Below are 13959 nucleotides of genomic sequence, written 5' to 3'. Positions count from 1 at the left end.
ATTTCTCAGTCCAACTAATGGGGAGCAGTTCATTAGGTGCCGGGGCTTTTCTGCTGGAAAAGGCGAGCCTGGTTTGGGGTGACCAAAAGGCTAGCAATGTGACCCGTGACATGCGACGTTTGGGCAAAAGTGCAGGTTAAATTTTGCCGTTTTTTATTTCCAATTTCTTGGCTGAAGTGCGTCGATTTTCTATATTGTGACCGTTTTTCATCACCGGTACGGTTTTCGTGTGAGCACGGCAGTGGCCGCAAAGGAGAAGGCGAGAAGCCCTTTACCTTCAGCTCTGGGCATCGCGCCACACCATCTATCTACACTTCATTTTCTAAAGGATCATCATGGATAACCTGTGCAATATCTGCGAACTGATTTCCTCCTTGCCAGCACCGGCTCCGCTGCCGGTACCTGAGTTCAACGTGAACTTCCCGGAGGGCCCACTGGTTCAGGTCGACTCACTGTTCCCGAACTTCCACTCTCTGACTGAGGGCGGCAACCTGGGTCTGCAGAACGTCGGTGGCGATCAGGACAACGCTCTGCAGAACGTTGGCGGCAACCAGGGTCTCCAGAACGCTGGCGGCGACCAGCTGAACGGCGGCGACCAGATTGGCGGCGACAAGCTGGACAAGGGCGACAAGGTCGGCGGCGACCAGGTTAACGACAAGGGCCAGATTGGTGAGCGCCAGTCCGGTTTCCAGACCGGTGGCCAGGACCAGAGCCTGCAGAACGTCGGTGGCGACCAGGGGCTGCAGAACGGCGGCCAGGAGCAGGGTTTCCAGACCGGCGGTAAGAACGAGAACGGTCTCCAGACCGGCGGCCAGGAGCAGGGCATGCAGACCGGCGGTAAGAACCAGGGTGGCCTCCAGACTGGCGGCCAGGAGCAGGGTGCCCAGACCGGTGGCAACAACCAGGGTGGCCTGCTGGCCGAGGACGGTGCGGGTGACAACCTGCCAGTCGACCTGGACCTCACCGGTGCAAAGGCTATCTAAGACCGGCTAAGCAGATTTAGGCACTGCACTGCGCAGAAATTAGCTTGCGCGGCGTTTAGCGCGTAACAGCGCACGAGCGCCTTCTCACTCCTGTGGAGTGGGGAGGCGCTTTTTGCGTTTTTAGCTGGCGACGTTGGGTCGATCCGAGTTACTGACTGCGTTTATGACAAAAATGGCCCGAAAAATGGCTTGAAAGTGTCATAAACTCGCACAGTTTCACACTTGCAGCCCTCTATTCGGGCGCGATTTACATAACGTGATCTGTTGGAATGTCTTGAATCGGATCCACTTTTGTCTATTAACTGCGGATGGAGAGGGCTGGGGGTGGAGAGGCGATTATTTACGCAGCCGCAATTAACGCACAATTATGTGGCTTATTAAATGCGCCTAGGGGGTGTTTTTGCAAATGGCTCAGAGGTGTCATTATTGCGTTCGGAAAATTATTGGGGTGCATTTTCATTAGATGGGGGTGGGGTGTCGGCTGTGCCTTATCTCACAATTATAAGAATCGTGACATGGGAGACATTTCAACCCGAATTAATGGGTGGAAATTTATTGAAAAATCTTCATATCTGCAGGTAATGGAGGTTTATCTGGGCTGAATGGCTAGGCGTCGTAGAGGAAGGTGGAATGTTGGTATTTGTCCGTTGTCCATATGGCTACCCCTGAAAAAATATCCAAACAACAATTATCGGCATTGAAATAAAGGGAAATAGGGGTGTCAATTAAATGGCTCAACAAACATAAAATGTATTTGTTATATTCGGGGGCGGCCAACGCTATAAATGAGAATTAGAAGGCGATGTCAACTGGGCTACCTGTGATGGGGGCTGGAGACGCTTATGCGTGGTCATTGATTGTTCATTGAAGGCTGGAAAGGTAGCGAAAGGTGTATAACGCACTGAAATCGAAGGAAGGGGGAGGGCTCATGTTCGGTCGTTTTACAAACGAGAAGCGCTGGTTGGCGCTATTTAGCTTCATGGCTGTGCTCGCTCTTTTCTTCGCTAAATCTCCAATAATTGCGCATGCGCAGGATGCAGAAGACACTGGCGAAACCCTGACGATTCAGAAGATTCTGAGTGTTCCTGGAACCGTTAAGGGTGTTGAAGCCAATGGAAATGTCCGTGATTTTGGGCCACTCATTGCGGCATTTGACGAGGCTGCAACTCCATTTGGTAGCCACAAAATGGGTTACTGCATTGAGGCCAGCGTCGCCGGTGATCTTTATGACACCGGTCGTGTGCAGAACTTCAGTCAGTTCTCGCGCAGTACAGATACCAATAACAAGCTGCGGAACGACTTTGACCGATACCGGAAGCTCAACTGGATTGCGCACCACGGTTCTCCAGCTGTTGGTTTGGATGAACTGGGGAAGGCAGCTGGAGTTAAAGGACGTCTGAATGTGCTGGACGCCAATAACGCAACTCAGTTCGCTCTGTGGCACTTCTCCGATGACATTGACTTCTCCCAGGGCATTCACAACCCATCGACGAAGGCTGTCTACGACTACCTCACTGGTCCGGCTAACGTCGGTCAGGGCACTGTCGACGGTACGAACCGCACTGGCTACATTTTCAACAATGGTAAGAAACAAGACATCATTGTGATTGACAATGTCACTCCGTCTTCCGGTGAAGTTCCGGCAGAGCCGACGAAGCCAACCGAGCCGGAAAAGCCGACTGAGCCGGAGAAGCCGACTACTCCGACCACGCCTGCGGAGACCACGACTCCGTCCGAGTCGACCAAGCCGTCTGAGCCAGAAAAGCCGAAGACGCGTAAGCCGTCGATCTCCACGCAGGCTCGCCTGAACGGCAACAAGATTGTTGCGGGCGCTGTGGTTAAGGACATCGTGAAGTTCACCGACCTTGTTCCGGGTAAGAACTACCGCCTGGACGCCACCCTGGTGGACAAGATCAATGCTGATCGCATCCTGGGTACCGGCAGCGTCGAATTCACTCCGGAGACCTCTTCGGGTGAGCAGGCCGTCATGATTACCGTCTCCGATGATGTAGATGAGCCGGTATCCGCTGCTGTTGCATTTGAAAAGCTGACCTCGACAGAGGTCACCGCCGATGGCCAGGACAACACCGATGGTCAGCGGGTAGAAATCGCTACCCACGAGGACATCAACGACGCAGCTCAGACCGTTCACGGCGAAAAGCCGGAGCAGCCGTCGACCTCCGAAGAGACCCCGACGAGCGAAGAGACGACCGAGGAGACGACCGAAGAAACAACGGAGCCGTCGTCCAGCGAGACCGCTACTTCTGAGACCAGTGAGTCTGAGACTCCGACGACGTCGGAAAGCGAAGAGCAGCCGAGCTCTTCGACGACTACTCCTAACACCTCCGAGTCCACGAAGCCGGCCGCTCCGACGGAACCGACCGAGCCGACTGACAGCACTGAGTCGCAGACCACGGAGCCGAGCGAGCCGACTGAGACTACCGAACCGTCCAAGCCGAGCGAGCCCGCTGATACGCCGCTGGAGCCGGAGCTACGCACGGTAGCTGAGCTTCAGGGCAACCGCATTGAGGCTAATGCCAAGGTTGTCGACACCGTACATTTCGAGGGCCTGGTGCCTGGTAAGAACTACACCCTCTCCGGTGAACTTGTTAATAAGGCTGATGGCTCTGTGATTGGTCATGGCGAGGCGACGTTCAAGCCGACGTCGGCAAGCGGTACTGTGACTGTCACTCTTGAGGTGTCTGACTCTGTTCAGACTCCTGTTGCCGAGGCTGTCGTATTCGAGCACCTGACCTCTGATGAGGTCGACTCGACTGGTAAGGAAAGCGCTGGTCAGGTCAATGAGATCGCTGACCACGCAGATATCAACGACGCTAGCCAGACCGTGACCGGCGACGTTCCGGAGAAGCCGGAAGACACCCCGACTGAGGAAAGCGAAACTCCGTCCGAGGAGACGACCGCACCGGAGACCAGCTCGACTGAGCCGACCACGTCCACGGTTCCGGCAACGCCGAGCGACGATGAGCCGTCCGAGCAGCCGGAGACGACACAGCCGGAAGAGCCGTCTGAGACGACAACTCCGTCTACGTCCGAGTCCGAAAAGCCGAGCAAGCCGAGCAAGCCGACTAAGCCCGCTCAGCCGAGCAAGCCGAGCAAGCCGACTAAGCCCGCTCAGCCGAGCAAGCCGAGCAAGCCGACTAAGCCTGCTCAGCCGGAAAAGCCGAGCAAGCCGAGCAAGCCCGCTCAGCCGAGCAAGCCGAGCAAGCCGACTAAGCCCGCTCAGCCGGAAAAGCCGAGCAAGCCGAACCACCCGAGCACCCCAGCTCAATCTGAGGACAACCCAGCTATCACGACTACTGCCGGTATTGCCGGCAAGGGTCTGGTTGAGAAGGGTGCTGTCGTCATCGACACCGTGCACTTCACTGGCCTGAAGCCGGGCACGAAGTACACGTTGACCGGTGAGCTGATGTGCAAGGAGACGGGCAAGTCCACTGGCGCTAGGAGCCGCCTGCACTTTGTGCCGACGGCATCCGCCGGCACGGTTGATGTTCCGATCATCATCACCGACGGCGACTGCGCTTCTCAGGTTGCCTTCGAGACTCTGACCGATGCCAATGGCAAGGAAGTTGCTGTCCACAAGGACATCAACTCTGCGGAGCAGACTGTCACGAACGGCAAGACCCCGGAGAACACGCCATCTGAGCATCCAAAGGATGAGGGCAAGCAGAACACGCCTAACGACGATTCCTCTGCACCTACCAGCGACTCTGCCACCCCGACCACTGTGATTAATCAGCACTCGGAGCAGAACAACACCAACGTCACCATCATCGGTGGCACTGGCCAGGATAAGCAGAAGAACCACGGAAAGCCGTTGGCTCCGAACTCGGAACGACGTGCAATTAGTTCGGTTCCGTCTGGCCCGACCGGTTTGGCTACTCACGCTCTGCCGACGGTAGCCACCAACTAAGGAGATTCCATGACTGATCAGTTTGGCTCGGACGAGACCGGCAAGGAACCTGGAAACACACCAGGCATCGAACCGGAAACCGAAACTGGCGCACTCGACCACGTTGATCCGTTTGACCAGGCCGAAGACCCGGCCGACAGCCAAGTCGAAGACCTGCAGGACGTGCCTTGGTGGAAGCAGCCAAGGGTGTATATCGCCGCTATCGCATTAATCGGCGTTATCGCTCTGCTGGTGATTGCCCAACTGCACCGCAATGATTCGGCGCTCGAAGGTGCGCAAGAGAATCTGCCCACTCCAGCACAGGGTTCTCGGGGAGCTGTGCACGAGATGGAGATGCTCATTGACGGTAAGTCGGCTCCGATTGATTTCGTTCAGCTGACTGATCAGGGATCTCTGATTCCTCCGACCGACGTTTCGCGCCTGGGCTGGTATTCCGCCTCCGCGATTCCCGGTGAGAAAGGTGCTGCTGGATCGTCCGTCATTACCGGCCACGTCAATGAGGTGGACCAGGGCGATGGTTACGCTGCACGTTTCGCTGACCTGAAGGCTGGTGACACTGTCACGGTGAAGGTAGATGGCGAAAGCCGAGACTTCACCGTCAGCAAGGATCCAATCCAGGTGGTCAAGGGCACCCAGATGCCCGAGGCTGTCAACGACGCAGTTGGTGAGAACCGCTTGGTCCTCATCACCTGCGGAGGCGAGTTCGTCGGCGGCACCTTGGGTTACGCCGACAACATCATCGTCGAGGCCACTCCAGTGCGCTAATCCAGTGCGCTAGATCAGAGCACTAGGGCGCTGGGGCTCAGCCTCAACTAGTTGACCAATTTCATTGGCTGTGGCTGTTGAACGCCGTCGAACAACGGCGGCGCCGGCAGTCGCAGAAAAACACAGAACAAATCTGCAGAAACCCTGCAGAAACACAGAAGATAAGGAAGTACCTATGAGCATGTTGAAGAAAATCGGTGTCTGGGGTGTGGGCGCACTCGTGCTTGCCGCTCCGGTTGCCACTGCCGCACAGGCAGTAGCTGCACCTGCAAACTCTGCTGACACTGCAGTTGTCGCTCCGGGCAAGGGTGGGTTCCTCCACTCGGGCAAGCTAGCCGTCAACCGCTACGTCTTCGAGCTTGAGCACCGCGATGGCAAGGACTACGTCAACATCACCTTCACCGGCGATCACAGCGCTGACGTGCAGATCATGCCGGATGGCATGACCCCTGAGGGCAAGAAGAAGGTCGATCAGATTGGTGACGTCCTCAAGCTCAACGGCTACAACGATGTTCACTACTGGGCGGTTCTCTAAACGCCTCTTGTGACGCCACAGCGCGCCCCGTGTCGCTTACTGCCTCTGTGCTTTACAGGTCCTAGCACAGGGTGGTGCACCGCGGGGCGTTTTGCTTCAAACGGTTTTTGCTTTCGCTTACCGACGATGCTGTGACAGCAAACACAAGAAGGTTGATAAGTCCTCATTTTCCCGGCGTGCTCTGCGGCGGTAATGGTTAGACATAGGAGCCATCGCTATAGGGCAATTGCCTACCCCCATTTTTGGGTGGGTTTGATTGTGTGGGGAATTGAGAGGGGTTTGGCCGCGATTGGAAAAAACCGCTGTGACCTCGATAAAAAGATATTAATCTCTTGCAATTCTTATGTTTGTGTAGGTTTCTCGGATGCTTGGTTTGGCGGTGTGTAACCGTCGGGTATCGATTGGAAGTGAAACGAGTTAAGTTATTTATAAGCGGTTCACTGAGCGCTATTAACTGAGCGAGCAATGGGCTTGAACTGCAATGTTTCAGCCAGTAAACGTTAAAGTTCATAACGCTTAGGCTTAAAAGGTTAGACAGACTGGTCTTTCCCTTAAGGAAAATCTCAGTTTTGGCAAGTCGGGGAACGTTGGTGTCGCCGTCTGGAGTGAATCGCGAGACGTATTGAAGCCTGTCGCTTCATTTTGGACTTCTGTAAAGGACCTGTTTTCGTGAATAAGTTCTCTCGTACCGCCCGCTCGGTAACCTTCGCTGCCATCGTCGGTCTGTCGATGGGCGTCTCCGCCCCGGCTGCAATCGCTCAGGACACTGCCGTCAACCAGGCTGCCGGCAACTCCCCTCTGGTAAATAAGGACGCCAAGGGCTCGCTCACCATTCATAAGTTCGGTAACCCGACCAGCGAAGGTCAGCCGTCTGGTACCGAAGCTGACGTCCAGGACGTTATTGCCAATGGTGGCGAGAAGCTCGCAGGTGTCGGCTTCACCGTTTACAAGATCAACAAGACTGCAGATGGCGCTACCCCCATCGATGTCACCACCAACGAGGGTCTGCTGGCTGCTTCGAAGCTGAAGGCTGGCGAGTTCGCTACTGGTACCCAGGCGACTCAGGCTCTGATTGACAACGGTACCCTGACGCAGGTCGCAACCGGCACGACCGACCAGGACGGCAAGTGGAACGTTGGCACGCAGCTGCCTCTCGGTGCTTACCTGGTTGTTGAGACCGGCCCGAAGGAAGGCTATGACCCGGCTGTTCCGTTCATCGCCTTCGTTCCGATGACCAGCAACGGCAAGGTAGGCGACGAGACTCAGGGCACCACCTGGAACTACGACGTTCACGCATTCCCGAAGAACTACAAGGACGAAGAGCCGACCAAGACCGTCAAGGACAAGGACCAGAACGCCGGCGACGAAAACCTGGTCTACACCGTGACCGGTACTGCTCGCCAGCTGAAGCCGAACACGGAGCGTACCCAGTTCCAGATCACTGACGAGATTGACCCGAAGCTGGAAATCACCAAGGTTGACGTCAAGATTGTCAAGGGCGATGGTACGGAGCAGGTTCTGTCCGAAGGCAACGACAAGGACGGCAAGTTCTTCGAGGGCAACAAGGTCGATGTTGACCTGAATAAGGAAACTGCTAAGTCGCTTAGTGCCGGTGACAAGGTGGTCGTTACCATCACCACCAAGCTGAAGGCTGAATTCGCGAAGGACACCGACATCGCGCCGAACACCGGTTTGGTCTTCCAGAACAACCCGGACGGTTCCGAGAACAGCACTCCGAAGAAGACTCCAGAGGTCAAGACCTACTGGGGTGGCCTGCAGTTCAAGAAGGTCGATGGCGACCGCAACGGCCTGGATGGTGCCGAGTTCCAGATTGTCCGCCAGGCTGCTGGCCAGAAGTGCTCCGACATTGACACCACCAAGAAGGACTCCTGGACTCCGGTGAACGGTCAGCAGGGTGGCGAGGTTAAGACCACCTTCGTCTCTGGTCAGGACGGTATCGTCAAGATCACGGGTCTTCACGTCAACGACTTCGAAGACAATGCTGAGGTTGTCCAGGGCGAACAGTCCCACTACTGCCTGATTGAGACCAAGGCTCCGAAGGGTAAGGAGCTGCTGCCGGAGGCACTCGAGTTCAAGCTGGTTGCTACCTCGACTGACCCGGAGCGCGTCTACCAGCTGGCTTCCGTCCAGGTCGGCGCTAACCCAGGCGAGGTTGTTAACTCCGACGACCCCACCCCGAACCTGCCGATGACCGGTGGTGCCGGTGTCGGCATCCTGGCTGCTATCGGTGCAGCTATCGTCGCAGCTGGTGCATGGTTCGCCCGCCGCGGTTCCAAGAACTAAATCCGAGTAAAGGCTCGGTCACTGGAGCGCTTTAGCTCCAGTGTTGAGGGAATAGCGTGCGTTCAACAGCGCACGCCATTCCTGTAGTTTGCGCATCACTGAAATTACTGTTGCGGCCTTTCGATGTGCTCTTTTTCAACAGCAGGCATCCCCATGCCTGTGAGAAAGAGAAAGGCCACATCCCTTTTTGATTGACTTCTTGGGAGTTCCTCCGTGGGTAAACACTCTGCGTCGACTCTGACGCGGGACGCATCAGCTGAGCGGCCTGAACAGCCTGATCAGGCGAAAAAGAACAGCATGGTTCTCCCCGCAATTCTGGTGATTGTGGGCTTGCTTGTGATGCTGTACCCGGTTGTCTCCACGGCATTGAACAACTACGGCACCTCTAAGGCGGCCAAGGAGTTCGCCAAGCTGGAAAAGTCCGTACCCCAAGAAGTTAAAGATGAACAGTGGGAACGCGCTCATTCTTACAATGAGCGCCACACCACCGGCCCGATTCTGGACCCGTGGCTTAACGAAATTAATGACCACAACCCCGAGTACGCCGCTTATCTCGACCAGCTAAACGCTACCGACGTGATGGCGCGTCTAATCTTCCCAGAGATTAAGGCCGACCTGCCGATCTACCACGGCACTAGCGATGAGGTGCTCGCCAAGGGGCTCGGACACCTATACGGATCCGATCTTCCAGTCGGCGGTGCTGGAACCCACTCCATCATTACCGGTCATACCGGACTTACTAACGTAACGCTCTTCGATAACCTGCGGAAAGCAAAAGAGGGAGACGCCTTCTATATTCAGGTCGCAGGTCACAAGCTGAAGTACGAGATTGATCAAATCAAGGTCGTACTTCCGCATGAGACCGACGATCTTCGTCCCATTGAAGGCCAGGACTACATCACCCTCATCACTTGCACCCCTTACGGAATCAACACGCATCGTCTGCTAGTGCGTGGGCACCAAGTGCCGATGGATCCGTCGGAAAGCAATGTCTTCGACCAAACGCACGGAGCTGGATGGCAGTGGTGGATGTACGCCCTGCTCGTAGCGGTGTTTGTGCTTGGCACAGGCTTTGCGTGGTGGCTCTGGCGCCAACGCCTCGACGCCGACGAAGAGCTTGACGACGACGCCGAGAACGCGGACGTCGAGACTGCTGATGGCGACGCAGACAGCGATGAACTCGCTGACGGCAGCGAATCAGCGTCCGAGGATAATAACAACACTTCGTGGTGGGAAAACGACAATGAATAAATATTTGACATCCACCTGGAACCGGATAGCTGCGTTCTTAGCTGCCTGCGCTCTGGTTGCAGTGATGGGTGCAATCGGCGCGAATGACGCCAACGCGGCCAGGATTGTTGGACGCGTGGACGCTCCGGGCGTTTCAGCAACGAGCGGCACTGACATTGTGCGAATTACCTTGAGCCCAGGAAACCCGGACGATGATAATTCGTCGGCATCGGGCTCTATTTCTGGCGTGACCATTCATCTGGAACGTCTCAAGGGAATCTCGCCGGCGAGCCAGCAGGACCGCGAGAAGGTGGAAAACGCCACCGCAGCTGAGCTTGCCGAGTGGCCGAAAGACCTCCACTTCAGCCAGGTCACTGACGAAAACGGCTCTGTTAAATTCAGTGACCTGCCGGAGGGTATTTACCTTGTGACCTCGACGGCTCCGAACGACAGTTACCGGGAGATTAACCCCTTCTTGGTATCGGTGCCGTTCTACGGTGCGGGCTATGACTCCACGCCGGTAGAGGGCGTCATTGTGGCGAAGTCGCATAAGCCGGGGGAGACACCACCACCGTCGACACCTCCAACGACTCCGCCGAAGACCCCTCCGACGACGCCCCCGGGAACTCCACCGACGACGCCGGGCACATCGACTCCGCCGAAGACCCCGCCAACGACGCCGACAACACCGGGTGAACCGGGAACCTCGACGACCCCGTCGACTACCTCCACGCCACCTGATGAGCCGGGGACCTCGACACCTTCGGACTCTTCTGGATCCTCGTCGAGCTCCGGAAGCAGCGGAAGTTCCGGCTCGCTGGCGCTTACCGGTGTACAGGTGGCAGGGCTGGTAGCTCTCGCCGCAGCCCTGATTGGTGGAGGATTCGTCATTATCGCTGCTAGCAAGAAGAACTCAGAAAGTGGGAAGAACTAATGTTTTCGACAACATTCCGCTTGCCGGATTCAATGCGAACTACGCTTCGCATGTTCTTGGCTGCTTTGCTAGCGGTAGCTCTCGTTGTCAGCGGTCAGGCTTTTGCTCCCACCGTGCCGCAGGCGCAGGCGCAGACGGAGGTCATTCCGACCACCCCGCCGAAGTATGAGTTTAAGAAGATTAAGACACGACCGTATCCAGGAAATCCTGAATTCGAGTTCACCATTGATAGTGACGCGACGATTGACAGCCTCCAGTTCAGTGTTGGCGGTTCAGATTGGCTCCAGGGGTATAGCCTGGCAATTAATGGGAAGACAGTCACGCCACAGTTTGATAGAAGTAGTCCGACTCGACGAGCACCACTTGAGATTGTGCATCAGGGGCTGAACCAAACGGTCAAAGCGGGCGATAAAATTGTCTTGACACCCGATTTCACTGCCCAGACAGCAACGGGCAGCGTATCTCTGACTCTTCGCGGCACTACCGCAGGTTCGACTGAGCCCACCGATCCAAGTGAGCCAACAGACCCGTCAACTGACCCGACGGAAGCTACCGATCCTACTGACCCGACCGAGCCAACAGATCCGACTGAGCCCACCGAGCCGGAGGATTCGGAGCCGGAGCCAGGAACGGTGACACCTGCGGATCCAACCCTTGTCGACCCCGCGACTGCACCGGAGTGCGTGGAGAAGGCGTACATCAATATCCCGGACACCAAGGGTGTTGATTACTACCTCAACGCAGAGAAGAAGCCGGCTGGCCCCCACGTCTACGAGCAGAACAAGCCGGGTACAGTCAAGGTCACTGCGGTGGCACAGCCAGGGTTTAAGCTCGCTCCGAACGCACGCACTGAGTGGACTTTCAACCTGAGCGGTGAGGTAAAAGACTGCTCAGATTCTCCCGAAGACCCCAAACCACCGGCTGTCGAAGGGCGTCACTTTGATGCCATCGGCCACGAGTTTGCAGTTAAAGCTGACCCAGTAGATCCGAAGAAGCCCAATGCCTTTACGGCTAAGGTGACTGAGGAATCTCACATGAAGTACGCAACCGTGCGTATCGAGACTGACGCGACCTTCTTGGACCCGCAGAAGTACAATCTCACCCTGGATCAGATCGAGCCAGGTGTCACCTTGCAGAAGCGCAACGTCAATATTGGCAATGGCTTCATCACTATGGACGTCGTGCCGGTAAAGAATGGCAAGCCGGTTGACTCTGCCGTTGTGCCGAAGGATGCGGTATTCACCTTCACTAATAATCTCTCGCAGAACAAGAATTTGAAGGTCACTCTGGATGTCTACGGAGAGAAAAAGGACGAGCAAAAACCACCGGAGATTATTTCGCCACCAGATGGAGCTAAGTGGGTGCATGGGCGAGTCCCTAACCCGCCGATGCCACAGCGTTGTGGCCTGCGCATTGCCGTAGTAGCAGACCTTTCGACATCGCTCCGTTACGCAGATACTGATGGTTTCGAAGCATCTAAAAAGGCCGCGAATGCATTTATCGATTCCCTGCAGGGCACCCCAGCCGAGCTCGGCATCTATAACTTCGCAAGTGGCGGTCCGGCTAATCAGGCTGGAACGACACACGGTCAGAACCCACCATATATTTCAATGCTGTCGGAGCAGGGCGTCCAGCGAGCAAAGGACGTAGTTAAGAACTGGAGCTATAACGCAAATAACAGTGCTACGAACTGGGAAGCGGGCCTGAAGCAGGTCAAGGATAACGACTACGACGTGGTGTACTTCATCACTGATGGTATGCCCACGACCTCCTCGACAATCAAGAGCAAGGGCATCGGTGGTGAATTCGTTCAGGCTAGTGCTCTCAACGACGCAATCAAAGCATCCAACGAACTCAAAGCTGCCGGTACCCGTGTTGTGCCGCTCATGGTCGACCTGACTCTTGGCGGGCGAAGCAGCCAACGCCCCGTTGTAACGAATGATCTGGTGCTCAAAGACGCCAAGCGCATTGCCTGGACAGCAGATCCGGGACAAAGTCCAGGTTTGTACTACAAAATTCGAAGTGACCACCCGAAGGCTAGCCACGCCAATTACATCGGCACCGACATCTTGGTGAACCTGAAAATGGCGTACGACGCGGCCGGCAGCCAGACCCTGCAGGTGTATGAGCGTCTACCCAATGGGAGGCAAGAGACGGTCACTCTCAATCAATCGAGGTGGACCTACGGTACGCGTGATGTCAAGACCATGGGCGAGGATATCTCGGGCACTGATGACACGGTGAGGGTGTCTAACTACAGCAAGCTTGCCGAACAGATGAAAACAATCGCCCAAGACGTAACCACACGATGCAACGGTGTAGTGAAGGTCAAGAAGAGGATTGTCGATGAAAACGGCAAGGTTCTCGAAGACGGTGCCCCTGGTTGGGAGTTCACACTGTCCGCAAATAACAATGTCATCGGTTCTGGTAATGGCCCGCTGGTTCATCAGTCGATGAAGGTAACCTCCGGTTCTGAATCCGACAAGGGTACTGCATCGTGGAACATTGAAAGCGAGCGTGAGCAGTCGCTGGTTCTGACTGAAACACAGAAGCAGGGCTTCACTTTGTTCCGCCGCGGTGACACCTTGGATTCCACCGGTGACTTCAACGCCGTATGTACTCAAACCCGCGACGGGAAAACCTCACCTCTCAAGGTGGAAAATGTGGGCGAGTTCGGTTTCCGCGTAAAGATGTCGGAATCCAATAAGGTCCTGTCTTCCGTCTCCTGTGTCGTCGATAACTACGAAGCGCCGGACACCAAGCCGGGCAAGCTGACCTTGGAAAAGGCGGAGTACGTCGATGGTGAGGGAGTCAAGATTCTACCGGGACTTGGTGGTGCAACCTTCGATATCTACCCCTCGGCTGGTGGGCAGCCGGATTACAGTGGAGGACCGGTCTACACCATCACGCCTGCTCAGAAGTCAATTGAAATCACTGAAACTGGCACTTTCTACCTTGTAGAAACGATGGCACCGGCAGGACTTAGCCTGCTGCCAGAGCCAGTAGCTTTTGAAATCTCAATTGACCAGGAGACCAAGGAGTACACCGTCTCAGTGGTAGGTGGCAGCAGCCCGCTTATCAAGGCCGAAGGCTCCGGCGAACTCATGATCATGCAGGTGACCGACACCAAGACCGGTAAGCTGCCAAAGACCGGCGGAAACGGAGTTCTTCTCTGGACACTGTTTGGTGCGGTAGTCGCAAGCTGCGGTTGGTTCTGGACTCGCCGCCAGCAGTCCTAATAACAAGAATGGGTTCTGTGCAGTCGCCTGCACAGAAC

At 55.9% G+C, this 13959-nt stretch carries 8 protein-coding genes; all 8 read left to right on the top strand.

Annotated features, from left to right (window positions below):
- Positions 1–335 precede the first annotated feature (335 nt).
- The 8 genes from HMPREF2857_RS10370 to HMPREF2857_RS10335 all read left to right on the top strand — a co-directional run bounded on the left by HMPREF2857_RS10370 (position 336) and on the right by HMPREF2857_RS10335 (position 13921).
- Positions 336–983, top strand: a complete 648-nt coding sequence (locus HMPREF2857_RS10370; protein WP_070644190.1) for a hypothetical protein — start codon at positions 336–338, stop codon at positions 981–983.
- A 928-nt stretch (positions 984–1911) separates the two neighbouring features.
- Positions 1912–4914 (top strand): VaFE repeat-containing surface-anchored protein, encoded by a 3003-nt coding sequence (locus HMPREF2857_RS11220; RefSeq protein ID WP_070644188.1) that lies wholly within the window; start codon positions 1912–1914, stop codon positions 4912–4914.
- Between the two features lie 9 nt (positions 4915–4923).
- Positions 4924–5679 carry a class F sortase gene (locus HMPREF2857_RS10360; protein WP_070644186.1) on the top strand — a complete coding sequence of 252 codons (756 nt, stop codon included), beginning with the start codon at positions 4924–4926 and terminating at the stop codon, positions 5677–5679.
- Positions 5680–5854: 175 nt separating this feature from the next.
- Positions 5855–6214 carry a hypothetical protein gene (locus HMPREF2857_RS10355; RefSeq protein ID WP_005511660.1) on the top strand — a complete coding sequence of 120 codons (360 nt, stop codon included), beginning with the start codon at positions 5855–5857 and terminating at the stop codon, positions 6212–6214.
- A gap of 669 nt (positions 6215–6883) precedes the next feature.
- A complete protein-coding gene (locus tag HMPREF2857_RS10350; protein WP_070644184.1) occupies positions 6884–8518 on the top strand; it encodes a SpaH/EbpB family LPXTG-anchored major pilin in 1635 nt (544 codons plus the stop codon).
- Positions 8519–8755: 237 nt separating this feature from the next.
- Entirely contained in the window at positions 8756–9769 is a 1014-nt protein-coding gene (locus HMPREF2857_RS10345; RefSeq protein WP_246819698.1) for a class C sortase, read from the top strand.
- Positions 9762–10682, top strand: coding sequence for an isopeptide-forming domain-containing protein (locus tag HMPREF2857_RS11215; protein ID WP_070644181.1), 921 nt, complete (start codon positions 9762–9764; stop codon positions 10680–10682). Before HMPREF2857_RS10345 ends, HMPREF2857_RS11215 begins: the two co-directional genes overlap by 8 nt.
- Positions 10682–13921: an LPXTG cell wall anchor domain-containing protein gene (locus HMPREF2857_RS10335; RefSeq protein WP_083310563.1), complete on the top strand. Its 3240-nt coding sequence runs from the start codon at positions 10682–10684 to the stop codon at positions 13919–13921. Before HMPREF2857_RS11215 ends, HMPREF2857_RS10335 begins: the two co-directional genes overlap by 1 nt.
- Positions 13922–13959: the final 38 nt, after the last annotated feature.

It is taken from the genome of Corynebacterium sp. HMSC076C10, from assembly GCF_001812455.1.
Taxonomy (GTDB): Bacteria; Actinomycetota; Actinomycetes; order Mycobacteriales; family Mycobacteriaceae; genus Corynebacterium; species Corynebacterium jeikeium_D.
This window is presented reverse-complemented; position numbering and strand designations above follow the sequence as displayed.